The sequence below is a fragment of the Kushneria phyllosphaerae genome (assembly GCF_900312995.1).
In the GTDB taxonomy this organism is placed as follows: domain Bacteria; phylum Pseudomonadota; class Gammaproteobacteria; order Pseudomonadales; family Halomonadaceae; genus Kushneria; species Kushneria phyllosphaerae.
The window spans coordinates 593,216-615,369 of record NZ_ONZI01000003.1 but is presented as its reverse complement, the minus strand read 5'-3'; the positions used below and the strand labels follow the sequence as shown (position 1 = coordinate 615,369).

The 22,154-nt window shown below is 57.4% G+C and carries 24 protein-coding genes; 14 read left to right on the top strand and 10 right to left on the bottom strand.

The annotated features are described in order from the left end of the window. Positions 1-2 precede the first annotated feature (2 nt). From clpA to icd, 3 genes are all read right to left on the bottom strand, one after another. Positions 3-2,279 (bottom strand): ATP-dependent Clp protease ATP-binding subunit ClpA, encoded by a 2,277-nt coding sequence (clpA, locus tag KSP9073_RS12700; RefSeq protein WP_108843307.1) that lies wholly within the window; start codon positions 2,277-2,279, stop codon positions 3-5. A gap of 30 nt (positions 2,280-2,309) precedes the next feature. Next, positions 2,310-2,705, bottom strand: a complete 396-nt coding sequence (gene clpS, locus KSP9073_RS12695; protein ID WP_108843306.1) for an ATP-dependent Clp protease adapter ClpS — start codon at positions 2,703-2,705, stop codon at positions 2,310-2,312. Between the two features lie 258 nt (positions 2,706-2,963). Continuing rightward, positions 2,964-4,226, bottom strand: coding sequence for an NADP-dependent isocitrate dehydrogenase (gene icd, locus KSP9073_RS12690; protein WP_108843305.1), 1,263 nt, complete (start codon positions 4,224-4,226; stop codon positions 2,964-2,966). Between the two features lie 111 nt (positions 4,227-4,337). On the opposite strand from icd, the gene KSP9073_RS12685 reads away from it, so the two are divergent. The 10 genes from KSP9073_RS12685 to KSP9073_RS12640 all read left to right on the top strand — a co-directional run bounded on the left by KSP9073_RS12685 (position 4,338) and on the right by KSP9073_RS12640 (position 12,975). Then, on the top strand, positions 4,338-4,946 hold the full coding sequence (locus tag KSP9073_RS12685; RefSeq protein WP_108843304.1) for a pseudouridine synthase: 609 nt from the start codon (positions 4,338-4,340) through the stop codon (positions 4,944-4,946). After that, entirely contained in the window at positions 4,943-5,416 is a 474-nt protein-coding gene (locus KSP9073_RS12680) for an NUDIX domain-containing protein (protein ID WP_108843303.1), read from the top strand. The genes KSP9073_RS12685 and KSP9073_RS12680 overlap by 4 nt, the downstream gene beginning before the upstream one ends. Before the next feature lie 127 nt (positions 5,417-5,543). Beyond that, entirely contained in the window at positions 5,544-6,686 is a 1,143-nt protein-coding gene (mnmA, locus tag KSP9073_RS12675; RefSeq protein WP_108843430.1) for a tRNA 2-thiouridine(34) synthase MnmA, read from the top strand. After that, positions 6,683-7,294: a high frequency lysogenization protein HflD gene (gene hflD / locus KSP9073_RS12670; protein ID WP_108843302.1), complete on the top strand. Its 612-nt coding sequence runs from the start codon at positions 6,683-6,685 to the stop codon at positions 7,292-7,294. Before mnmA ends, hflD begins: the two co-directional genes overlap by 4 nt. 73 nt (positions 7,295-7,367) lie before the next feature. Beyond that, positions 7,368-8,744 carry an adenylosuccinate lyase gene (gene purB / locus KSP9073_RS12665; protein ID WP_108843301.1) on the top strand — a complete coding sequence of 459 codons (1,377 nt, stop codon included), beginning with the start codon at positions 7,368-7,370 and terminating at the stop codon, positions 8,742-8,744. A 26-nt stretch (positions 8,745-8,770) separates the two neighbouring features. Next, positions 8,771-9,973 (top strand): cupin domain-containing protein, encoded by a 1,203-nt coding sequence (locus KSP9073_RS12660; protein WP_108843300.1) that lies wholly within the window; start codon positions 8,771-8,773, stop codon positions 9,971-9,973. 2 nt (positions 9,974-9,975) lie between these two features. Next, positions 9,976-10,407 carry a GNAT family N-acetyltransferase gene (locus KSP9073_RS12655; protein ID WP_108843299.1) on the top strand — a complete coding sequence of 144 codons (432 nt, stop codon included), beginning with the start codon at positions 9,976-9,978 and terminating at the stop codon, positions 10,405-10,407. Positions 10,408-10,598: 191 nt separating this feature from the next. Continuing rightward, on the top strand, positions 10,599-11,066 hold the full coding sequence (locus KSP9073_RS12650) for an outer membrane lipoprotein (RefSeq protein WP_108843298.1): 468 nt from the start codon (positions 10,599-10,601) through the stop codon (positions 11,064-11,066). Positions 11,067-11,218: 152 nt separating this feature from the next. Continuing rightward, positions 11,219-12,196 carry a lipid A deacylase LpxR family protein gene (locus KSP9073_RS12645; RefSeq protein ID WP_108843297.1) on the top strand — a complete coding sequence of 326 codons (978 nt, stop codon included), beginning with the start codon at positions 11,219-11,221 and terminating at the stop codon, positions 12,194-12,196. Between the two features lie 209 nt (positions 12,197-12,405). Further along, complete coding sequence (locus KSP9073_RS12640; RefSeq protein WP_165814249.1) at positions 12,406-12,975, top strand: OmpW/AlkL family protein; 570 nt, start codon at positions 12,406-12,408, stop codon at positions 12,973-12,975. 101 nt (positions 12,976-13,076) lie between these two features. Here the strand turns inward: KSP9073_RS12640 and KSP9073_RS12635 are convergent, their stop codons facing one another. Both KSP9073_RS12635 and KSP9073_RS12630 read right to left on the bottom strand, forming a co-directional pair. Further along, positions 13,077-13,613 carry a gamma-glutamylcyclotransferase family protein gene (locus KSP9073_RS12635; RefSeq protein WP_243409235.1) on the bottom strand — a complete coding sequence of 179 codons (537 nt, stop codon included), beginning with the start codon at positions 13,611-13,613 and terminating at the stop codon, positions 13,077-13,079. Next, positions 13,610-13,963 (bottom strand): YqcC family protein, encoded by a 354-nt coding sequence (locus tag KSP9073_RS12630; RefSeq protein ID WP_108843295.1) that lies wholly within the window; start codon positions 13,961-13,963, stop codon positions 13,610-13,612. Before KSP9073_RS12630 ends, KSP9073_RS12635 begins: the two co-directional genes overlap by 4 nt. Before the next feature lie 283 nt (positions 13,964-14,246). Here KSP9073_RS12630 and KSP9073_RS12625 point away from each other — a divergent pair, with 283 nt between their 5' ends. The 4 genes from KSP9073_RS12625 to KSP9073_RS12610 all read left to right on the top strand — a co-directional run bounded on the left by KSP9073_RS12625 (position 14,247) and on the right by KSP9073_RS12610 (position 17,236). Continuing rightward, complete coding sequence (locus KSP9073_RS12625) at positions 14,247-15,269, top strand: DUF3549 family protein (RefSeq protein ID WP_165814248.1); 1,023 nt, start codon at positions 14,247-14,249, stop codon at positions 15,267-15,269. Beyond that, positions 15,262-15,699 carry an ATP-dependent zinc protease family protein gene (locus KSP9073_RS12620; protein WP_108843293.1) on the top strand — a complete coding sequence of 146 codons (438 nt, stop codon included), beginning with the start codon at positions 15,262-15,264 and terminating at the stop codon, positions 15,697-15,699. Before KSP9073_RS12625 ends, KSP9073_RS12620 begins: the two co-directional genes overlap by 8 nt. 23 nt (positions 15,700-15,722) lie before the next feature. Further along, complete coding sequence (rimK, locus tag KSP9073_RS12615) at positions 15,723-16,631, top strand: 30S ribosomal protein S6--L-glutamate ligase (protein ID WP_108843292.1); 909 nt, start codon at positions 15,723-15,725, stop codon at positions 16,629-16,631. 161 nt (positions 16,632-16,792) lie between these two features. Continuing rightward, positions 16,793-17,236, top strand: coding sequence for a hypothetical protein (locus KSP9073_RS12610; RefSeq protein WP_086901217.1), 444 nt, complete (start codon positions 16,793-16,795; stop codon positions 17,234-17,236). Between the two features lie 57 nt (positions 17,237-17,293). Here the strand turns inward: KSP9073_RS12610 and KSP9073_RS12605 are convergent, their stop codons facing one another. The 5 genes from KSP9073_RS12605 to sufC form a co-directional block, all read right to left on the bottom strand. After that, positions 17,294-18,088 carry a SanA/YdcF family protein gene (locus KSP9073_RS12605; protein WP_243409234.1) on the bottom strand — a complete coding sequence of 265 codons (795 nt, stop codon included), beginning with the start codon at positions 18,086-18,088 and terminating at the stop codon, positions 17,294-17,296. A gap of 138 nt (positions 18,089-18,226) precedes the next feature. Next, positions 18,227-18,790 carry a putative Fe-S cluster assembly protein SufT gene (sufT, locus tag KSP9073_RS12600; RefSeq protein WP_108843291.1) on the bottom strand — a complete coding sequence of 188 codons (564 nt, stop codon included), beginning with the start codon at positions 18,788-18,790 and terminating at the stop codon, positions 18,227-18,229. A 22-nt stretch (positions 18,791-18,812) separates the two neighbouring features. Beyond that, positions 18,813-20,060 carry an aminotransferase class V-fold PLP-dependent enzyme gene (locus KSP9073_RS12595; protein WP_108843290.1) on the bottom strand — a complete coding sequence of 416 codons (1,248 nt, stop codon included), beginning with the start codon at positions 20,058-20,060 and terminating at the stop codon, positions 18,813-18,815. After that, on the bottom strand, positions 20,057-21,379 hold the full coding sequence (gene sufD / locus KSP9073_RS12590; RefSeq protein WP_108843289.1) for a Fe-S cluster assembly protein SufD: 1,323 nt from the start codon (positions 21,377-21,379) through the stop codon (positions 20,057-20,059). Before sufD ends, KSP9073_RS12595 begins: the two co-directional genes overlap by 4 nt. After that, positions 21,376-22,128: a Fe-S cluster assembly ATPase SufC gene (gene sufC, locus KSP9073_RS12585; RefSeq protein WP_108843288.1), complete on the bottom strand. Its 753-nt coding sequence runs from the start codon at positions 22,126-22,128 to the stop codon at positions 21,376-21,378. The genes sufD and sufC overlap by 4 nt, the downstream gene beginning before the upstream one ends. Positions 22,129-22,154: the final 26 nt, after the last annotated feature.

The following is a 22,154-nucleotide window of genomic DNA, read 5'->3' as shown; positions in this document are numbered from 1 at the left end:
GATCAGGCGACCTGTTCGGCAGCCACTGACAGCTGGATCTCTCCATCCTCCAGCGTGACATGCACCGTGCCACCATGGTCGGCCAGATCGCCAAACAGAATCATCTCGGCCAGAGGCTTCTTGAGTTTCTCCTGAATCAGACGTGCCATGGGACGTGCGCCCATCTGCGGATCATAGCCATGCTCTGCGAGCCAGCCACGAGCATCCTCGTCAACGTCAAGCTGCACACGTTTTTCGTCCAGCTGCGCCTGCAGTTCCACCAGGAACTTGTCGACGACACTGCGCACGATCTCCAGATCCAGATGACGGAACTGAATGATGCTGTCCAGTCGATTACGAAACTCTGGCGTAAACGTACGACGGATGGTTTCCATGGCGTCAGTGGTATGGTCCTGAGTCTGGAAGCCGATGGAGCGACGCGAGGCCAGTTCTGCCCCGGCATTGGACGTCATGACCAGAATCACGTTACGAAAATCCGCTTCGCGACCGTTGTTATCGGTCAGCTTGCCGTGATCCATCACCTGCAGCAGCAGGTTGAAGACATCCGGATGCGCCTTTTCAATCTCATCGAGCAGCAGCACACAGTGTGGGTTCTTGGTGACTGCTTCGGTCAGAAGACCGCCCTGGTCATAGCCGACATAGCCCGGAGGTGCACCGATCAGTCGCGATACAGTGTGACGCTCCATGTATTCGGACATGTCAAAGCGGACCAGCTCGATACCCATGATCTGGGCCAGCTGTCGGGCCACCTCGGTTTTGCCCACCCCGGTCGGGCCGGCAAACAAGAAGTTGCCCACCGGCTTGTCGGGTGAGCCAAGTCCTGCACGCGACAGCTTGATGGCCGAGGACAGGCTGTCGATGGCCTCGTCCTGCCCGAAGACCAGCATCTTGAGATTGCGATCCAGATCGGCCAGCAGCTTGCGATCCGAACTGGAGACACTCTTGGGCGGAATGCGGGCGATGGAAGCCACGATCGACTCGATCTGCTCGACATCAATCTGCGAAAGACGAGCCTCGACCGGCAACAGACGCTGATGCGCACCGGCCTCATCAATGACATCGATTGCCTTGTCGGGCAGATAACGGTCATTGATGTAGCGTGAGGCCAGGCGCACGGCAGCTTCCATGGCGGCATCGGTATACTTGAGCTGGTGATGCTCCTCAAAGCGACCACGCAGCCCTTTCAGAATACGAATGGCATCCTCGACGGTCGGTTCCAGTACATCCACTTTCTGGAAGCGGCGTGCCAGCGCACGGTCCTTCTCAAAAATGCCGCGGAATTCCTGGAAAGTCGTCGACCCGATACAGCGCAGCTCACCCGAAGACAGCATGGGCTTGAGCAGGTTGGAGGCATCCATGACGCCACCGGATGCCGCACCGGCACCGATGATGGTATGGATCTCGTCGATGAACAGAATCGAGTTGGGCTCTTTCTTGAGCTCGGAGAGAAGACCCTTCAGGCGCTTTTCGAAATCGCCCCGATATTTGGTCCCTGCCAGCAGAGCGCCCATATCAAGTGAATACACCACGGCATCCTTGATAACGTCCGGGACGTCTTCTTCCACGATGCGCTTGGCAAGCCCTTCTGCGATAGCGGTCTTGCCGACACCGGCCTCGCCCACCAGCAAGGGGTTGTTCTTGCGACGACGTGCCAGAATCTGAACCACACGTTCAAGCTCATGGTCACGACCGACCAGCGGGTCGATGCGACCGATACGCGCCTGCTCGTTCAGGTTGGTGGCATAGCCGGTCAGCGGATGCGAGCTTGAATCACCGGAGGCCTCTTCGCCATCTTCGGACTCAGCGCCGCTATTATGCTGGCCCTGCTGCTGATTATGCCCGGCCACCTTCGCAATGCCGTGGGCGATGTAGTTGACCGCATCAACACGCGCTACGTTCTGCTGCTTGAGAAAATAGACCGCCTGGCTTTCCTGCTCGGAGAAGATGGCCACCAGCACATTAGCGCCGGTCACTTCCGACTTGCCGGAAGACTGAACATGGAAGACCGCGCGTTGCAACACACGCTGAAAGCCCAGCGTTGGCTGGGTTTCGCGATCATCCTGATCCTCGGGAATCAGCGGGGTAGTCGTATTGATGAAGTCCTGCAGATCGGTACGAAGCTTGTCGAGATTTGCCCCGCAGGCGCGCAACACGTCCGCCGCCGAGGCATTATCCAGCAATGCCAGCAGAAGATGCTCCACAGTCATGAACTCATGGCGCTTTGAACGCGCCACGGTAAATGCGGTGTTCAGGGTCAATTCAAGTTCTTTGCTCAACATGGCAGTCCCCTCTTGGCCGCTGCAGACAGCTCAGTCTGCCCGGTCGATATCGCACAGCAGTGGATGCTGGCATTCTCGAGCGTATTGATTGACCTGCTGGCTCCTTGTTTCCGCAATATCACGGGTATAGATGCCACAGGTCGCCTTACCCTGAGTATGTACGGCCAGCATGATCTGTACCGACTTCTCGTGATCCATGGCAAAAAAGGTTTGAAGTACTTCGACGACAAACTCCATGGGCGTGTAGTCGTCATTGTGAAGCACCACCTTGTACATTGGCGGCTCTTCAAGCTTTGGGTCGCTCGTCTGCTCGGCCACATCGCCCTGCTCCTGATGATCAGGATTGGAATCGGGAGGTGTCATGCCGGCATGAGTAACCGTATTACGAAAATCGTAGTGAAGTGTTTCACTATCTATCTTGAACATATGTGCCCGGATCGATGAAAACAAGCGGAAAGATGATTGAATGCACTCATCGAGCTAACAGTTTGAGCGCTAACAAGCCTCAGTGTTCCCTTTAAGATGGTGCTGCCCTGCCGACGATGCAAGCGTGCGGCAATAAAAACAGTATCTCATGCCATGACGGTGACACGAGCGTCGAGGGTTACCCATCATGTCATGCATGGCAGTCATCGCGCTTGATCACAACCATGCATGCTACTGGACGTGCTGTCGCAGGACCTCTCAGACCGACATGCTGCGCACGACAGCGTCAGCAAAGGCCGAGGTACTCAACAGTGTGGCCTCTGACATGACCTGATGGAAATCACCGGTCACCTCACCGCGCTGGATCGTGGCTTCCATGGCGCTGACGATCAGTGCAGCAGCCTCATCCCAGCCGAGATAGCGCAGCATCATTTCCGCCGAGAGTATTAAAGAGCCCGGGTTGGCACTGTCATGGCCGGCCAGTTTCGGCGCGGTACCATGAGTGGCCTCAAACATAGCCACGGCGTCACCTCGATTGGCGCCGGGCGCAATGCCGATGCCACCCACCTGTGCCGCCAGCGCATCGGACAAAAAGTCGCCGTTGAGATTGAGCGTGGCGATGACATCGAACTGCTCGGGGTGAATCAGAACTTCCTGTAGCATGGCATCGGCAATAACATCCTTGATGATGATGGTACTGCCGTCATGCGGGTTTTCCATGGAAAGCCAGGGCCCACCCTCCAGCGGCTGCGCACCGAACTCATCACGGGCCACCTCATAGCCCCACTGCTTGAAGGCCCCTTCGGTGAACTTCATGATGTTCCCCTTGTGTACCAGGGTCACCGACTCTCGACCGTTATCAATGGCGTAATGAAGCGCCTTGCGCACCAGCCGCTTGCTGCCCTCCTCCGAGACCGGCTTGATGCCGATACCGCACTGCTCGGTAAACCGAATATTGTTAACCTGCATCTCTTCGCGCAAAAACCGGATCAGCTTCTGGTTTTCCGGTGTCCCTGCCTGCCATTCAATGCCGGCATAAATATCTTCTGCGTTTTCCCTGAAGATGACCATGTCGACATTCTGGGGCTGACGCACCGGGCTGGGCACGCCCTTGAACCATCGCACCGGGCGCTCACAGACATAAAGGTCCAGCGTCTGGCGAAGCGTCACATTCAGTGAACGCATGCCGCCCCCTACCGGCGTGGTCAGCGGCCCCTTGATGGAGACCACGTAATCCCTGACGGCCTCGAGGGTCTCCTGCGGCAGCCAGGCATCCTCACCGTAGACACGCGTTGCCTTTTCACCGGCATACACTTCCATCCACTGAATTTCGCGACGACCGCCATAGGCACGGGCGACGGCGGCATCGACCACTTTCTGCATGGCAGGTGTAATATCGGCACCGATACCGTCACCTTCAATAAACGGAATAATCGGATGGTCCGGCACCGACAACGTGACATCGTCGTTGATCGTAATCATTTGGCCACTGTCGGGAATGCTGATATTGCCGCTGGACATGGAGATACTCCGACGTAATGAGGACGAAAGATTCTGTCCTGAAATGAGGGGTCTAATGTAGCATCAAGGACCTGTCACTGCGTAGAGGTTGTCGACAATCAAGTCGTGCTTATGAGTTTACTTTATCTCTTTCACAAGCCCTTTCAGGTGCTTACACAGTTCACGGACTCGCAGGGTCGTGACACGCTGGCCCAATGGCTCGATATCCCGAATATCTACCCGGCCGGCCGGCTGGATTATGATAGTGAAGGACTGCTGCTGCTGACCGATGACGGTATGCTGGCCCACCGGATTACGCATCCCGATCACAAGCAGCCCAAGACCTATCTTGTGCTGGTAGAAGGTCAGCCTGATGACAATGCCCTGACGGCGCTGTCAAAGGGAGTGACCCTAAAGGACGGGCTGACACGACCGGCCAGGGTCCGGCGAGTGGCCTCACCGCAGGTTCCTGACCGAATGCCTCCGGTACGCCAGCGTGTCAACATTGTTGACACATGGCTTGAGATATCGATTACCGAAGGACGCAATCGCCAGGTGCGCCGGATGACCGCTCATGTAGGCCACCCCACCCTGAGACTGATTCGAACCGCCATCGGTCAATGGACGCTGGGCGCGCTGTTGCCCGGCGAATGGCGACAGGAAACCATTCATATGCCGCGTGCCCCCCAATCGAAAAATACTCGCCCGCCACGCGAAAGGCCGCGCAGGAAACCACGATGACCCGATTTCTACCTCACGTGACGGTCGCCGCCGTTGTGGTCGACCGTGACCGTTTTTTGCTGGTCGAGGAGCGCGACCGGCTGGCCATCGGCGCTGCACCAACGGTGTTCAACCAGCCGGCCGGTCACCTGGAGGCCAATGAATCCCTGATCGACGCTGTACACCGCGAGACACTTGAAGAGAGCGGCTGGAAAATTACGCTGGAAGGTTATCTGGGCCTTTATATCAATACGGCGCCCAACGGTGTGGTCTATCACAGCCACACCTTCGTGGCACGCCCAGGGCAACGTATCAGCCAGTCACTTGACGAAGGAATTATTCAGGCTGACTGGTATGGTCTGACGCAGATCGAGGCCCTTGAGCGCGACGGGCGACTCAGAAGCCCACTGGTGGCCAGGCGTATTCACGACGCCCTGACAGCACGCCCCTATCCGCTGACCCTGATCCGCGATCTTGACCACCCTTCCTGATCACTCTGAAACAATGTCATGAGTCTCCGACATTGCTGCAGTGTCCGGATCATTGGTTCTCGCCTGTCAAGGCAGGGGGCGGCTGGCGTATAATGCCGGCCAAATGATTTCTGACGACGGGTACGCCATGACTTTCCCTGTCAACAACACAGCCTCTTCTTCTGCTCCTTCAAGGGTCATCGTCGGCATGTCCGGTGGTGTGGACTCTTCCGTGACTGCGCTTTTGCTGCTCGAGCAGGGCTACCACGTGGAGGGTCTTTTCATGAAGAACTGGGATGAAGATGACGGAACCGAATACTGCACGGCCAGGGCCGATCTGGCGGATGCCCAGGCCGTTTGTGACCGGCTGGGCATTCGTCTGCACACGGCCAACTTTGCCGCTGAATACTGGGACAACGTCTTCGAGCATTTCCTTGAAGAGTATCGCGCCGGTCGAACGCCCAATCCGGACATCCTTTGCAATCGCGAAATCAAGTTCAAGGTCTTTCTCGACTACGCAGAAATGCTGGGCGCCGAGCTGATCGCTACCGGCCACTACGTCCGCCGCGAGGATCACGGCGAACGCACCCTGCTGTGCAAGGGCATCGATGGCAACAAGGATCAGAGCTATTTCCTTCATGCCGTCAGTGAGCAGGCCCTGAGCCGCACCCTGTTCCCGATCGGTGAAATGGAAAAGTCCGAGGTTCGGGCGCTGGCCGAGCAGCATGGTCTGGCCACGGCACGCAAGAAGGACTCCACCGGCATCTGCTTTATCGGCGAGCGCCGCTTCGCCGATTTTTTGCGCCAGTATCTGCCGGCACAGTCCGGTCGTATTGAAACGCCCGAAGGTGAAGATATCGGCGAACACATGGGGTTGATGTATTACACCCTGGGTCAGCGCCAGGGTCTGGGGATCGGCGGCATCAACGGCTATCCCGAAGCGCCCTGGTATGTGGCGGACAAGGACCTGGAGCGCAATGTGCTGATTGCAGTACAGGGCAAGCATCACGACCTGCTCTATCGACAGTCGCTGACCACCGAAGCCATGCACTGGATCGGTGAGCCTCCGGCCAGACGCGACTTTCGTGCCAGTGCCAAGATCCGCTATCGCCAGAGCGACCAGCCCTGCCGGGTCATTGTCAATGAAGATCGAGGCGTCACCCTGATCTTTGACGAGCCGCAGCGCGCCGTCACCCCGGGCCAGTCCGCGGTCATTTATGAAGGCAATGTCTGTCTGGGCGGCGCGGTGATTGCCACGACGTTTCGCCAGGCGCTGGAGAGTGCAGCATGAACAGTGAGGCGCGTCAGGCACTGGCGCTGGCCGGCGTTTTTCAGGCCGCGAGTGTGGTCGATGAGCTTGCGCGCACGGGACATACCCACGAGCGGGCATGGTCGACGCTGATCAAGGCCACGCTGGATACCGATCCCGCCTCGTTCGAGGACATCTACGGCGGCCAGATCAACAACCTGCGCCCGGGAATCGAGACGCTGGATGGCGTGCTGACCCGTCAGCAGGTTTCCCCCAATGTCATGCGTTACGGCTTTTCACTGATTCTGCTCATGCATCGTCTGCGCAAGAACACCGAGATGATGAACACGCTCGGCCAGCGTCTGGGCAGGGTTCAGGCACAGGCCGAACATTTCGGCGAGCTGCATGAGAACGTCATTGCAAGCCTTGGCGAAATCTATCAGGACACCCTGTCCACCTTTCGCTACCGCATCGTGGTACAGGGTGACCCTTCCCTGCTGCAGAGCCGACAGATGCCCGAAAGGGTTCGAGCGATATTGCTGTCCGGTGTGCGCTTTGCCCTGCTCTGGCATCAACAGGGTGGGCGGCGCTGGAAACTGGTGGCCGGTCGCAGCGGCATCCGACGCGCGCTGAAGTCACTCGACGAGTAACGGCTTTTCGGGCAGTGCCTTGCCGGGCTGTCCTTTACTTTCACAACGATTGGGTACAGACCCGGGAATCACGATGGAACTTTCTGCACTGACCGCTCTTTCTCCTGTCGACGGCCGCTATGGCAGCAAGACAATGGCGCTGCGTGAACACTTCAGTGAATACGGCCTGATTCGCGCCCGTGTCATTGTCGAGGTGCGCTGGCTGGAACGTCTGGCCGAACACGAGCAGATCGAGGAAGTCCCGCCGCTGTCGAGTGAGGCACGACAGTTTCTGGATCAGCTGATCAACGATTTTTCCGTTGAGCAGGCCGAGCGGGTCAAGACCATCGAGCGCACCACCAATCATGATGTCAAGGCCATCGAATACTTCCTCAAGGAAGCGTTCGAAGGCCACGGCGAACTGGAAGCCATCAGCGAGTTTGTGCACTTTGCCTGCACCAGTGAAGACATCAACAATCTGTCTCACGCCCTGATGCTACGTGCCGGGCTGGACAACGTGCTGCTGCCCGCCATGCGCGAGATCGTCGAGGCCGTCACGGCGCTGTCCCAGGCCCATGCCGAGCAGCCCATGCTGTCGCGCACCCATGGCCAGACCGCCAGCCCCACCACGCTGGGCAAGGAGATGGCCAACGTGGTGTATCGCCTGCGCCGCCAGCTCAAGCAGATCGAGTCCATAGAGATGCTGGGCAAGATCAACGGTGCGGTCGGCAACTATAACGCGCACCTGGCCGCCTATCCCGAGATTGACTGGGCAGAGAACGCGCGCGCGTTCATCGAGCGCCTGGGCTTGAGCTTCAACCCCTATACCACTCAGATCGAACCGCATGACTATATTGCCGAGTTCTTTGACAGCGTCTGTCGTTTCAATACGATCCTGATCGATTTTGACCGTGATGTCTGGGGCTACATCTCGCTGGGGTATTTCAAGCAGCGCACCGTCGAAGGTGAAATCGGCTCTTCGACCATGCCGCACAAGGTCAATCCGATCGACTTTGAAAACTCCGAGGGCAATCTGGGGCTGGCCAACGCCATCCTGGGCCACCTGGCCCAGAAGCTGCCGATTTCCCGCTGGCAGCGCGATCTGACCGATTCGACCGTGCTGCGCAACCTGGGCGTGGGTCTGGCCCATGGCCTGATCGCCTACCAGGCCACACTCAAGGGCATCAGCAAGCTGGAGAGCAATCCGGCGCGGCTTGATGGCGATCTTGATCAGAGCTGGGAAGTGCTGGCAGAACCGGTACAGACCGTCATGCGCCGCTATGGCATCGAAAAGCCCTATGAAAAGCTCAAGGCCCTGACACGCGGACGCCAGATCGACCAGAAAGGCTTTGCCGAGTTTATCGACACCCTGGCATTGCCGGAAGACGTCAAGGAAAGGCTCAAGGCCATGACACCGGCAAGTTATACCGGCAATGCGGCCGAGCAGGCACACGACATTACACGCACCTGAAGCGCGCCCAAGGGCAGGAATCCATCATGACAGAACATACGCGCCTTCCGCTGGGAGGCATGTCGGCCGACACCTTCCTGCGTGACTACTGGCAGAAAAAACCGCTGCTGATACGGGGTGCCTTTCCCGATTTCGAGTCACCGCTGGAGCCGGACGAGCTGGCAGGGCTGGCCTGTGAAGAAAATGTCGAAGCACGCCTGGTCGAGCTGGAAGGTCCGGACAAGGCCTGGCAGGTCTCTCACGGCCCCTTCGATGAAGAGACTTTTGCCCGCCTTGGACGCAAGGACTGGTCGCTGCTGGTTCAGGCCGTCGACCACTATGTGCCGGATGTGGCCGAGCTGCTGGAACACTTCACCTTCATCCCGCGCTGGCGCCTCGATGACATCATGGTCAGCTTCGCCCCACCAGGCGGCAATGTCGGTGCGCATGTCGATAACTACGACGTATTCCTTCTGCAGGCCAGTGGCCAGCGGCGCTGGCAGCTGGGTGATGTGATGCCCGAGGATGCGCCCATCATTGATGGCATTGATCTGCGCATTCTTGCCGACTTTCAGGTCTCCAACGATCAGGACTGGCTGCTCGAACCCGGCGACATGCTGTATCTGCCGCCACGCGTGGCGCATCACGGCATCAGCCAGAGCGAAGACTGCATGACCTTTTCGGTCGGCTTTCGCGCGCCGTCCATGGATGAGATGGTGACCTCCTGGGCCGATTATCTCGGTGAGCAGCTTGATGAATCATCACGCTATCACGACCCGGACCTTGAAGCGGCTCAGGACAGCGCTCTGATCAATGACACCACGCTTGCCCGCGTCCGCCAGCAGATGCTCACTGCTCTGGACAATCCCGAACAGATGGCACAGTGGTTCGGGCGCACCATGACGCAGGTCAAATATCCCGACCAGCTCATGCCCCCCATAACACCAGCCCGCGAAGAAACGCTGCGCAGCGCACTTGAAGAAGGCGATCTACTGGAACCGGCGCCAGGGTCACGTCTGGCCTGGCATCCAGAGGACGAGCAGGCCACGCTCTTTGTAGATGGTGACGGCTATCCGTGTAGTGCCGCACTGGCAAAGCGACTCTCCAGTGCGCGCATCCTGGACCAGGAAATTCTGGCGCTGGAAGGTGCCGGCACTCTGCTCGCCACGCTGATCAATCGCGGCAGTCTGCGCTGGGTGGAAGAAGAAGAAGACGATGATACTGATGACGACGATGTCACAGAGGATTGAACATGCATGACGATGACATCACGATCGAAGCCGGCGACTGGGCCACGTTGGGTGACGCCTGTAGCCATATTCGACGTGTCGTCTTTATTCAGGAACAGGGCGTGGATGAAAGCGAGGAGCTTGACGCCCTTGACCCGGAGTGCAAGCACTTTCTGATGCGCGAGGGTCAAATCCCCTGTGGTACCGCAAGACTGCTTCCTGATGGTCATATCGGCCGCGTCGCCATTGTTGAGTCCCATCGCGGCCTCGGGCTGGGCGCAAGATTGATGCATTACGTCATTGCCCATGCTCGAACACAGCAATTTACGCACTGCGTTCTCAGCGCGCAGACGCAGGCCACCGGATTTTATGAACGTCTGGGATTTGAGGCTCATGGCGACATTTACATGGATGCGGGCATCCCGCATCGTGACATGACGCTGGGGCTTGCCTGAACGAAACAGGCACCGCTGGCAGTCGTTATGCCTGCAGGCTACAGTGTTGCAGGCATGCCTTACGGCCGTCAGCCTGATGGTGATCCTGATCATAGTGCCGAGGCGGTAGAAACCTGTGCCGCCCTTGATTGTCAAACGGTGTTCCAGAACAAACAGTCTGTCGGTGTCACAGGCCGACGCAGGAGTTACCCATGAAGCGTTATCTTGCTGTTGCAGCCCTTGGCGTCCTGACCCTTGGCGGGTGCGCCAATAGCGATATCTACTCCGGTAATACCTATACCGGCAATCAGGCCAAGACCGCTCGCAACGTGACCTATGGCACGGTCACTGGCGTACGTCCTGTCACCATCCAGGCCGGCAACGAGAACAACTCAGGGCTTGGCGGCATCGGCGGTGCCGTGCTGGGTGGCCTGCTGGGCAATCAGCTCGGTGGTGGTTCCGGCCGTGTTCTGACCACCGCGGTAGGCGGTATCGGTGGTGCCATCGCCGGCAATAAGGTCGAAGACCGTGCCAATCAGGTCAGCGCCTATGAAATTCAGGTCCGCACTGACAGCGGGCAGGACATCGTGGTGGTGCAAAAAGCCGATACGCCCTATCAGCCCGGTCAGCGCGTCAGGCTGATTGGCTCCGGCAATAGCATGAGCATCGCACCTGAATAAACCCTTCAGCGCCAGGTCCTCGCAGCGCTTGTGAAAAACCGCCCTCGTGGCGGTTTTTTAATGTACTCGGCATGAAGAAAGCACTATCCGTTATCATCGTCTAAAGTAAGCCTGTTCATTAAAATAGCATTATCAAAATGGGAACCTTCTTCATGATCCGGCGCGCGATACTGGTAGGCAGCGGCCTGCTCCTTTCCGCTTCTGCCATGGCAGATGGCGTTTTAAACCTCAAGCTTTCCAACGACTTCTTTGCCGCTCAAAGCGATGACGGCCATTATACCAACGGGTTAGAAGCCAACTGGACCTTTGAGCCGCAAGGCGATCACTGGACCCGCTCGATGGCTGACTGGATTCCGGGCTGGGCCGCAGAGGATGTTGATGCCGCTTCCTATCGCTTCGGCCAGCAGATGTATACGCCCGAAGACACCAAACGCCGCGACCTGATTGCCGATGACCGCCCTTATGCAGGCTACCTCTACGGCGGGGTGTCGCTGTATCGTCACGATCTGACGCCACAATGGCGCGTCAATGATGCCGTCTCGCTGGATATTGGCCTTGTTGGCCCGGGTTCCGGTGCCAAGACAGTGCAAAAGAACTTTCATCACCTGGTCGACAGTGATGACCCCAAAGGCTGGCACCATCAGCTGCACAACGAGCCTACTGTCACACTGGCCATGCAGCGCAGCTGGTGGTATCGCGATCACCTTGGCAGTCTGGACATGGAATACGGCCCCAGTGCCGGTTTTGCCCTGGGCAATCTCTATGACTACGCCTCCGCAGGAGTGGGGATCCGTCTTGGCCGGCGACTGAACAATCAGTACACCACTCCCGGAATGGCCCCCTACTCGTCCTCGAACATGATGTTTTCCCGTGACCGGCACTTTAACTGGTATGTCTTTGCCAACGCGCAGGGGCGTTTCATGGCCCGTAATCTGCTGCTGGATGGCAATACCTTTGAAGACAGTCACAGCGTCGACAAGCGTCAATGGGTTGGAGACCTGGAATTTGGTGGCGCAATTTCATGGGATCGCTACAATTTAAGTCTGACAACCATGAAGCGCAGTCGTGAGTTCGAACGTCAGGATGGCGCTGACTATTTTGGCGTGGTGACGCTGTCGAGCTGGCTGTGATCCCTTGTCGGCAGACAGCCATAAACGCTTGAGTCAGCGCGCCATTGATCCATAGGCATCAATTATTAAAACGATAAGAAACACTGTAAAAAAATAACGTGACAAACAAAACAGTGTTCTCTATAGTTGGTACCAAGCATTAGGAAACAGCGTTTTCCAACTACAACCCCATCGATATGAACACTTTCATTTCGAGCAAGGAGAAGATCATGACTCTGAACAAACTCTTCGCAGCTTCTGTTCTGGTAGGCTCCAGCGTTTTCGCTGCTCAGTCTGCCATGGCTTATGGCCAGGGTGATGTCTATGCCCGCGCCGATGTCGTCAAATCAGACATGACTGCCAGCGGCAAGTTCGACGACGAAAACACTTGGAACGGCGCTATCGGTGTCATGCCGTTTGACAAGCTGGGCGTTGAACTCAGCGGCAGCAACAGCAATGACTACAACGGCAGCAATGGTGACAGCTTCAAGATGAAGCAGTACAACATCATGGCTCAGTACTATCCGCTGGGCGGCACCGATTCACGTGTTCAGCCCTATGCCGGCCTGGGCGCCAGCTACGTTACCTTCAACGATTCAAGCCTCAATGGCGGTGCTGATCGATTTGAAAAGCGTCAGTGGGCACCGACTGCACAGGTAGGTACTGATCTTCTGATCACTGATAACTGGGCGCTCAACGGTTTTGTCCAGTACACCGACCTGAAGGCTGATTACACCGGTAGCGGTGATCGTGACCTGGATCCGCTGACTGTTGGCGGCGGCGTTTCCTTCCGCTTCTAAAAGCCGGACATGACAGGTTCTGCATAAATGACTGCAGAAGACAAAAGGCCACCCTCAAGGGTGGCCTTTTTCATGTCTGTCGCACTGAGCCCATGTAGCGCCTATCCCGGCGTGGTACGCGAGATGCCCAGAGATCGCAGGGCCTCATCTCCAAGACTGTCTATACAGCATTGGGTACTCAATCGCTCGAAATAGGCAGAGCTAAGAAATGCCCTGCCCGCCAGAAGGTGCCCCAGGTATTCACGTGCCGGCAGTCGCCCGGATCCTGTTTTTTCAGGCAGGGCCACATACACCCAGGCCGCAAGAGGTCCGTCAGCGGTATCGACCCATTCGACCTGACGACGGTATTCATCAGGATGATTTTCAAAGGGGTCCATATCCCGGATCTGTGCAGGATGCGTCAACTCATAAAGCACGCCCTCAACCTGCTCCCCCTCTTCTTTTCTGACATTGGCATGGGCGACGCCATCCACACGAGAAGCCTTGTCAAAGCACAGCCGCCAGCCGACAAGACATGCAGACTGCATAAGCCGGGTATCCCCGATACGCGCCTGCATTCTGGCCGCGTTCATGTTGCTGCCATAGGCAAAGTAGTAATGCACCTCAACGTCACTTTCGCAGGTACCACGATCGCTCATTGCTCCTCCTGTGAACGCAGCTCCCCGTTGACGAGCACGTTATCCACATCTCGCAGCGCTTCCAGAATGGGCAATCGGACGCTGGTTTTGTTTTCCTGCAGATAGACTTCAGCGGCCGGGGCAATGCTGGCATCGGACGGCAGCGGATGTTCGCCGTCCATCAGGCTTCGAAGCCGCGGAATCAAGACATAGCGCAGCCATTGGCCCAGAGACATCGTATCGGCATTAAAGGGCTGCTCGCTGTCAAAGGCAGCAGGCTCTGGCAGAGCCTGACTCTGCCAGAGATCACCTGCACGCATGGCGGCTTCAAGGCGTGTCAGTGCAACATTCAGCGATTCATATTGCGTCATGGTGGTTCCTGATCAAAAGATATGTTGTGGTCATTATGCGTGCCCTGAGCAGTGAATAAAATGATGAAAGCCTGATGCTACCCTGCCATCGGCCGGCCATCGTGTTTTGCACAGATAGACTGAACGAACGTGTGGATAAGATCGGGATAGTTTTGCCTGACCCTGTTGATTCGCAGGCTGCACAAGATTGTTTGTTTTTTGCACAGCGCGGGGCTGGCGCCCTGACCATCAACACGATACATTGCGCGGCCGCGCCGATATGAACCCTTCTGGAAACGCCCTGATGTTAACGCCCACACTTGTCGATCTTTTTACTCATGCCGACATCACGCCCCGAATCTATTCTCTCGGGCGTCGGGTAGTGCCGTGTGCCATCGAGCACTTCAGGGCCTTTGAAACACAGCAGATGGCATGGCCCCAGCCCTGGCAATCACAGGCACAGGTAGCGCTGGTCTTTACACCCGCCGCCACAGGCGAGCCCATTATCTGGTGTTTGGCGCTGCCTCTGGATGAGCAGTCCATGCTGGTCCCGGCGCTGCGCGACGGCTTTCTTGAACAACTGATGAGCACCTTTCAACGCCAGCCTGATGGCAGCCTGGCGCTCGACAGTGCCGCAGAAACCCTCAAGGATGTGGCCATTGCCCTGCAGCCCAACGACCTTACCAGGGCGCTGCTGCATGCGCGCATTGCTCATGACCTTGAGCTGCCACCCAGTCACTATTACGACGATGCCCGCGCCTATTATTTAAATGATGACAGCTCACAGGCCTGGCAGGCACTGGGGCTTCAGGGCATCGCCGATCTGGTCGTACGCAAAACGGATGACGACGAAAGACGTCTGGCCCGGCGATTGGCACAGCTGCCCGATCAGGCCTTGGTGGCCCTGTGTGATTGTCTTGTTCATGCGCCCATACAGCAGGAAGCCCTGCTCGATGCCATGATGGCGCAACATGAGGCCGTGCCAACACCTCATCCGCGTTATCAGCCGGTCATGGGCGCCATACTGGCCAGCCCGCTCGAGCAGGCCGGCAGCTGGCTGGATAACCTGTTACAGCATTCGCTGGAGACAACGGCACTGGCCACCATTGCCGCACGTGGCTGGCACCATCTTGAACATGAACAGCGCAGCATCGACTATCTTGTCAGTATCTCGCAGCTTGAGGCGCATGACTTCAGGGTACTGGTGCAGGATCTGACCCGTATTCCGCGCCTTCGTCTGCCCATGATCATGGCCATGAAGCAGGCAAGCCCCGGTTCTGCCCTGTGGCAACAGATCGACGCGATACAGAGAGAACAGCATGGATGAGCTACCCTATAAACCAAGAGCCATCGTGGGCCGTCGAGAGATGGTGGCCCTGCCCGAGCTTGATCTGCGTCTGGCCTGCAAGATAGATACCGGCGCCCGAACATCGGCTCTGCACGCCCGTAACATTCATGCCTTTGAGCAGCACGGTCAGTGGTGGATCAGCTTTGACACCTGGGGCGGTGACGATACTCAGAATGACAGCCGATTCACCCTGCCACTCAGTGACCGGCGCAAGATCAGAAGCTCCAATGGCCATGCCAGCTGGCGATATGTGATTCGCACTACCATGCAACTGGGAGAACTGACCCAGGAGCTGGACCTGACCCTGGTCGATCGCGCGGCCATGAAACACCCCATGCTGCTGGGACGTCGTGCCATGAAAAGGGTGCTGGTCGCGCCCGGCACTGCCTTCCTGCACGGCACACCCTGAGCCCGGCTCACAAGGACATCTTCATGCATATCGCCCTGCTGTCCCGCAATCGTAACCTTTATTCCACCAAACGACTGATCGAGGCCGCCGAGCAACGTGGACACACGGTGCGCGTTATCGACACCCTGCGTTGCTACATGAACATCGCCTCTCATCACCCCACGATTCATTATCGGGGCGAACAGCTTGAGCCCTTTGACGCTGTCATTCCGCGTATCGGGGCTTCGGTCACGTTCTATGGCACGGCGGTATTGCGCCAGTTCGAAATGATGGGCACCTATGTGCTCAACGACTCGGTGGGCATCACTCGCTCTCGGGACAAGCTGCGCTCGCTGCAGCTTCTGTCTCGCAAGGGACTGGGACTGCCGATTACCGGTTTCGCCCATTCACCTGACGACATTCCTGATCTGATCAAGATGGTCAAGGGCGCACCGTTGGTCATCAAGCTGCTGGAAGGGACTCAGGGCATCGGCGTGGTACTGGCAGAAACCCAGCAGGCTGCAGAGAGCGTCATCCAGGCCTTCATGGGCCTGAATGCCAATATCATGGTGCAGGAATACATCAAGGAAGCACGCGGGGCGGATCTTCGCTGTTTCGTGGTGGGTGACAAGGTGGTTGCGGCCATGAAGCGTCAGGCCGCTGAAGGAGAATTTCGCTCCAATCTGCACCGCGGCGGCAGCGCCAGCAGCATTCGGATCACCCCCGAGGAGCGCTCCACTGCCATTCGCGCTGCCAAGGCCATGGGGCTTCAGGTAGCAGGCGTCGATCTTTTGCGCTCCAACCACGGACCGGTGATCATGGAGGTCAACTCCTCTCCCGGGCTTCAGGGCATCGAGACCAGCACCGGAAAGGATGTCGCCGGCATGATTATTGACCATATTGCCCGCAATGCCGCTCCGGTGAAAAAGGCTCCCCCCCGACCGAAGGGCTGATGGTCGCGCAGGCTCTCTGACTTACGCCACAAGAGCACTCTCCCATCAGCAGGCATTTTCTTTAATAAATCCCTGCTGATGGATGTTACAAATTCCTCGGGCGCGTTAGAATTTCACCACCTTCCCCCCAATTCTTCTCGCATCAGTGGAGATAGTCCCTCATGTTTCTCGACAATCGCCAGGCGGCGATGGATGGCCTGCTCGAGGCTCTGGCCGATAGCCTTGACTACTATCAGGATAATGTCGCCCGCCTGCGTAATGACATGCGTGAGGCACTAAATCCCTGCTTTGAAGAACGCCGTCATGATATGCGCTTGTTACAGCAACAGGCACGGCGTCATCTTGATCTGCTGCCCCGTGACGCCGATGTCGAGCGCGATGATTATCTCTGGCTCTGGAGCCGGCTCAAGAGCTTTGTGGTCAACAACGAACATGTGTTGATCAATGAACTGCTGGAGCAGGAACGCATCATCATGCAGGCGCTATCCACCATGATGACCCACGCCTTGCCGGAAGAGATCGAGCCCGTCATGGAGCGGCTCTGGAAGAACTGCCGCGCCACCATCCGTGTCCTGCATCAGTATCAGCACCAGAAAAAACGCTGATCGCCCCGGAGCACTGCTCCATTCCCGAAATACCAACCTGCCAGGAACAGTGGCCGTCTAAAGCACGCGCCAGGGCACGCTTTTCAGGTCCTGACGCTGCGGGACATCAAGGTGGGTACGCAGATCACTCAAGGCCTGTTCCACAGGCATCGGCATGGGTACGCGCCGGTAAACAGGAATGATGTTACCGGGCGCTTCTGCGGCAGTGGGCAATACAATGCTCGGCCCCAGGAAATAGGGGTGACGATTAAAAAGATAAAGGTCTGCAATGACCTGTACGCGCGCCAGTACTTCTCTTGCCCACATCCAGCGATCATCGAACACTGATCGGCCACGGGTAGCACACCCTTTGGCCTCGAGCCCCAGATATTGAGCAATGAAAAGTGCCCGTGGCAAATGCCAGCGCTGTGAAATGAGCGTAACGCGTGATACGCCAAAAACATCCCGGCTGCGCGCCAGGGTATCAAAGGTACTAAAGCCTGCGTAATCCAGCGTCATGGCCGCATCCGGTATCTGCTCTCGGCGAAGGTCGCGCCACATGCGCACGGGCTCGTTGTAATAGCGCGTGTGGTTATCCCCTGAAATCAGTAGATGATCGACCTGCCCTGACTTCCAGAGACTTGCGGCAAGATCCAGTCTCGCCCGATACCACGGGTTTTCTCCCCCGCCGCGTAACCCGTAAGATGTGCCAAAAACCAGCCCCACCGGCTCATGCACACACTGACGGCTATCAAGTGTGATGCTGGCATGGGTTTTTCGCCATACCCAGTAATTGGCACTCACCGTCACAATCACGATCAGCACCAATGCCATGGCACCCACGATTGCCATGCCCTTGAGCAATCCTGCCATGTATTTCTTCATTCGCCAGAACATCACCGAAACAGACCGTCAGCCAGCTTAAGCGACCACCTCCAAACGAGCAATACCCATACGAAAACGCCCCGAAGCCTGAGCTTTCGGGGCGTTGAACAGGAAGCTTTCAAGCCTTCAAAACATGTTGAGCGCCAGTCTTGCCTCATCGCTCATCATTTCCCGTGACCAGGGCGGATCAAAGACCAGCTCGACGTTGACCCGGTTGATCTGCTCGGCACCCAGAATCTTGTGCCTGGCATCTTCGGCAATGACTTCACCCATGCCACAACCGGGTGCCGTCAGTGTCATCCTGACCTGGGCCATCTTTTGCCCGTCGATCAGCGTGGTGATTTTACAGCCATAGACCAGACCCAGCTCAACGATGTCGACCGGTATCTCGGGGTCAAAACAGGTGCGAAGCTGTTGCCAGACAAAGGCTTCAAGCTCCTGGTCGGTAGCGCCATCGGGGAGATGAGGCCTTTCCATCGGCTCCATGCCAAAGGCATCCAAATTAAAGCCTTCGATCAGATACATGTTGCCTTTAAAGAGCACCGACACCGATGTCCCAAGCGCCTGCATGACCTGAACCGTCTCGTCCTCATCAAGCCAGACCGGCTTGCCAAAGGGAATCGAGATGGCCTCGACACTGCGCTGAAGCGGTAGCTGGTGCCCCTTTTGCAGGGACGTGATCGCGCTCATCAATAACCCTCTCTGATCATGCTCAATCGCGAACCATGGTCACGACACGCTGCAGGGCATCGACAAAATAGTCCACTTCCTCAAGCGTATTGTAGGCAGCAAACGACGCCCGACAGGTGGCATCGAGCCCGTAGTGATGCATCAAGGGCTGCGCGCAGTGATGACCGGTGCGTATGGCCACTCCGAACTGATCGACCAGCAGGCCAATATCCTGGGAATGCGCCCCATCGACCACAAAGGAGATCACGGCAGCCTTGTGCGGCGCCTCGCCAATGATGCGCATGCCGTCAATGCCTTTCATGCGCTCGGTAGCATGCTTCAAAAGGCGCTGCTCCCAGTCTTCCAGAAGCTCAAAATGAAGATTGGTGACCCAGCGAATGGCCCGCTCCAGCGCGATCACTTCGGCGATCGCCGGCGTCCCCGCCTCAAACCGGTGAGGCGGTTCGGCAAAACGGGTGCCTTCTTCAAGGCTGACGGTCTTGATCATCTCGCCACCACCCTGCCAGGGCGGCATCGCTTCGAGCAGGGAAAAACGGCCATACAGCACGCCAACCCCGGTCGGCCCGTAGAGCTTATGCCCTGAAAAGGCGTAGAAGTCAGCGTCCAGTGCCTGCACATCGACCCGCGTATGCGCGACCGCCTGAGCACCATCGACCAGAATACGGGCATCGTGCTCATGTGCGATGCGCGCCATCTCGGAGACAGGATTGACCGTTCCGAGTGCGTTGGAGACATGCGCGACACAGACCAGACGGGTTCTCGGCGTGAACAGTGCCCGATAGGCCGCCATGTCCAGCTCACCACGCTCATCCACCGGAATGATCCGGATGGTGAGGCCCTTCTCCTGTGCCAGCATCTGCCACGGCACGATATTGGAGTGGTGCTCCAGCCGTGAAATCAGAATCTCGTCGCCTTCCACAAGCTGACTGCGACCCCAGCTCTGGGCCACCAGATTGATGGCCTCGGTGGTACCGCGCGTAAAGATGATCTCGCGAACATCTTCAGCATTGACGAACTCGCGCACGGTGTCGCGGCTGTGCTCATAGGCCTGTGTGGCTTCATCGGCCAGACGATGCAACCCACGGTGGATATTGGCGTTGTAGCGCTCAAAATAATCCACCCAGGTATCCAGCACGGCTTTCGGAGTCTGGGTCGTGGCGGCATTGTCAAAATAGACCAGCGCCTTACCCCCATGAACCTTGCGGCCCAGAACGGGGAATTCCGCGCGCAGGGCCTGAACATCCAGCGTGAGTTCGTCGGTCATGCTCATAGCGAAGTATCTTCTACCAGGCTTTCGAGGTTGAAGCGGTCAGGCAGCTTGCCCGCTACCGCACGTTCGACACGATCGGTCAGCGCGCCATGACGAATACGCTGCATGACTTCGTTGGCAAAGGCCAGCGTCAGAAGTCCACGGGCCATCTGCTCATCAATGCCTCGGGCGCGCAGGGCAAAGATGGCGTTCTCATCGAGCTGACCGGTGGTCGTGCCGTGAGAGCACTGCACGTCGTCTGCGTAGATCTCGAGTTCGGGCTTGGTATCGATCTCGGCCCGATCGGAGAGCAGCAGGTTGGCGTTGCTTTGATACCCCAGCACCTGCTGAGCATCGCGCTTGATATACACCCGACCATTGAAGACACCCCGGGCACGGCCATCAAGAATACCCTTGTAGTTCTCGTTGGAATACGTGCGCGGCGCGTTGTGATTGACCTTGGTATGGTTATCGATGTGCTGTCGATCCTGACCGAAGAACAGCCCCAGCAGGTCCACCGTGGCGTTTTCATCGTTGAGATCGGTAACGATATCGTTACGCACCACCGCACCACCCAGATTCAGGTTGTGAGAGGTGAAGTTCGTATCACGACGCTGATCCACCTGGATGCTGGCCACGTGATACTCACTCTGGCTCGCTTCCTGAAGCTTGTAGTGCGAAAGCCTGGACGCCGGTGACATCTGGATTTCGGTGACGACATTGGTCAGGTTGGCAGCGCCCTGCTCGCCCACATAATGCTCGATCAGTGTGGCTTCGCTTTCGGCCTCGCAGTGCACAAGAATACGCGGATGGCTCATGACCGGGCTTGCGTTGTTGCGCGAGATGAACAGCAGATAAATCGGCGTCTCGATGGCCTGTCCCTTGCCGATGTTCACGACCACACCTTCTTTGGTCAGCGCCGTGTTCAGCGCCGTGAAGGCCGAGAAATCGATACCGGTGAGCTGTCCCAGCTGTTCGCTGAGGCCATGCTGATCCCCTGTCAGCGCCTGAGACAAGGGAGTCACGGTCACCCCCACGCTCGCTGCCGCATCGGACAACTCGGCATTGAAAAGACCGTCAACAAACACCAGTCGGCATGCATCGATATCCAGCTTGAGCGCATCAAGGCGGGCCTGATCGAGCTCTGCACTGTCGGCCTGACCAAACTCGAGACTGGAGAAGCGGGACATGTCGGTGTACTTCCACGCCTCATCACGACGTGTGGGAAAGCCGACCGTTTCAAGGTGCGACGCTCCGGCACGGCGCTTCTCGGCGAGCCACTCGGGCTCACCGACAGGCGCTTCATGCAGGCGCTTCACAAGTGTTTCAGGCAGACTCATGCGGCCGGCTCCTCGATAACCCATTCATAACCGCGCGCTTCAAGTTCTTCGGCCAGATGACGATCACCGGACTTGGCGATACGGCCGTCAATCAGCACGTGGACCTGATCCGGTGTGATGTGATCAAGCAGGCGCTGATAGTGCGTCACCATCAAAATGGCGCGGTTTTCGTCACGCAGGGAATTGACACCTTCGGCCACGACCTTCATGGCGTCGATATCAAGACCGGAGTCGATCTCGTCAAGCAGGGCCAGCTTCGGCTGCAACACCAGCATCTGCAGGATTTCATTACGCTTTTTCTCACCGCCCGAAAACCCTTCGTTAACGGCGCGATGCAGAAAGCTTGAATCCATCTTCATGAAAGCAATCTTTTCCTTGATCAGCTTCATGAATTCGGGTGCCGGCATCTCGTCAAGCCCGTGCGCGGCACGCTGCGCGTTGAGCGCTGACTTGAGCAGATAGATGTTCTTGACCCCCGGGATCTCGACCGGATACTGAAAGCCCATCAGAAGGCCTGCCTGCGCACGCTCTTCCACTTCCATTTCCATGAGATCCTTGCCATCAAACGTGATGGTGCCCTGAGTGACCTCATAGCCATCACGACCGGCCAGTACGGCCGACAGTGTCGACTTGCCGGCACCATTGGGGCCCATGATGGCGTGTACTTCACCGGGCTTGATGGACAACGTGATTCCCTTGAGGATTTCGTTGCCTTCTACCGTCGCGTGAAGATCCTTGATCTCGAGCATGTTGTAACCCTGATTCTGTAATGATG

What these genes read in the sequence shown, in the direction of transcription:
- clpA (WP_108843307.1), bottom strand. Translation starts at nt 2,279, where the DNA reads ATGTTGAGCAAAGAACTTGAATTGACCCTGAACACCGCATTTACCGTG.
- clpS (WP_108843306.1), bottom strand. Translation starts at nt 2,705, where the DNA reads ATGTTCAAGATAGATAGTGAAACACTTCACTACGATTTTCGTAATACG.
- icd (WP_108843305.1), bottom strand. Translation starts at nt 4,226, where the DNA reads ATGTCCAGCGGCAATATCAGCATTCCCGACAGTGGCCAAATGATTACG.
- KSP9073_RS12685 (WP_108843304.1), top strand. Translation starts at nt 4,338, where the DNA reads ATGAGTTTACTTTATCTCTTTCACAAGCCCTTTCAGGTGCTTACACAG.
- KSP9073_RS12680 (WP_108843303.1), top strand. Translation starts at nt 4,943, where the DNA reads ATGACCCGATTTCTACCTCACGTGACGGTCGCCGCCGTTGTGGTCGAC.
- mnmA (WP_108843430.1), top strand. Translation starts at nt 5,544, where the DNA reads ATGACTTTCCCTGTCAACAACACAGCCTCTTCTTCTGCTCCTTCAAGG.
- hflD (WP_108843302.1), top strand. Translation starts at nt 6,683, where the DNA reads ATGAACAGTGAGGCGCGTCAGGCACTGGCGCTGGCCGGCGTTTTTCAG.
- purB (WP_108843301.1), top strand. Translation starts at nt 7,368, where the DNA reads ATGGAACTTTCTGCACTGACCGCTCTTTCTCCTGTCGACGGCCGCTAT.
- KSP9073_RS12660 (WP_108843300.1), top strand. Translation starts at nt 8,771, where the DNA reads ATGACAGAACATACGCGCCTTCCGCTGGGAGGCATGTCGGCCGACACC.
- KSP9073_RS12655 (WP_108843299.1), top strand. Translation starts at nt 9,976, where the DNA reads ATGCATGACGATGACATCACGATCGAAGCCGGCGACTGGGCCACGTTG.
- KSP9073_RS12650 (WP_108843298.1), top strand. Translation starts at nt 10,599, where the DNA reads ATGAAGCGTTATCTTGCTGTTGCAGCCCTTGGCGTCCTGACCCTTGGC.
- KSP9073_RS12645 (WP_108843297.1), top strand. Translation starts at nt 11,219, where the DNA reads ATGATCCGGCGCGCGATACTGGTAGGCAGCGGCCTGCTCCTTTCCGCT.
- KSP9073_RS12640 (WP_165814249.1), top strand. Translation starts at nt 12,406, where the DNA reads ATGACTCTGAACAAACTCTTCGCAGCTTCTGTTCTGGTAGGCTCCAGC.
- KSP9073_RS12635 (WP_243409235.1), bottom strand. Translation starts at nt 13,613, where the DNA reads ATGAGCGATCGTGGTACCTGCGAAAGTGACGTTGAGGTGCATTACTAC.
- KSP9073_RS12630 (WP_108843295.1), bottom strand. Translation starts at nt 13,963, where the DNA reads ATGACGCAATATGAATCGCTGAATGTTGCACTGACACGCCTTGAAGCC.
- KSP9073_RS12625 (WP_165814248.1), top strand. Translation starts at nt 14,247, where the DNA reads ATGTTAACGCCCACACTTGTCGATCTTTTTACTCATGCCGACATCACG.
- KSP9073_RS12620 (WP_108843293.1), top strand. Translation starts at nt 15,262, where the DNA reads ATGGATGAGCTACCCTATAAACCAAGAGCCATCGTGGGCCGTCGAGAG.
- rimK (WP_108843292.1), top strand. Translation starts at nt 15,723, where the DNA reads ATGCATATCGCCCTGCTGTCCCGCAATCGTAACCTTTATTCCACCAAA.
- KSP9073_RS12610 (WP_086901217.1), top strand. Translation starts at nt 16,793, where the DNA reads ATGTTTCTCGACAATCGCCAGGCGGCGATGGATGGCCTGCTCGAGGCT.
- KSP9073_RS12605 (WP_243409234.1), bottom strand. Translation starts at nt 18,088, where the DNA reads ATGGCAGGATTGCTCAAGGGCATGGCAATCGTGGGTGCCATGGCATTG.
- sufT (WP_108843291.1), bottom strand. Translation starts at nt 18,790, where the DNA reads ATGAGCGCGATCACGTCCCTGCAAAAGGGGCACCAGCTACCGCTTCAG.
- KSP9073_RS12595 (WP_108843290.1), bottom strand. Translation starts at nt 20,060, where the DNA reads ATGAGCATGACCGACGAACTCACGCTGGATGTTCAGGCCCTGCGCGCG.
- sufD (WP_108843289.1), bottom strand. Translation starts at nt 21,379, where the DNA reads ATGAGTCTGCCTGAAACACTTGTGAAGCGCCTGCATGAAGCGCCTGTC.
- sufC (WP_108843288.1), bottom strand. Translation starts at nt 22,128, where the DNA reads ATGCTCGAGATCAAGGATCTTCACGCGACGGTAGAAGGCAACGAAATC.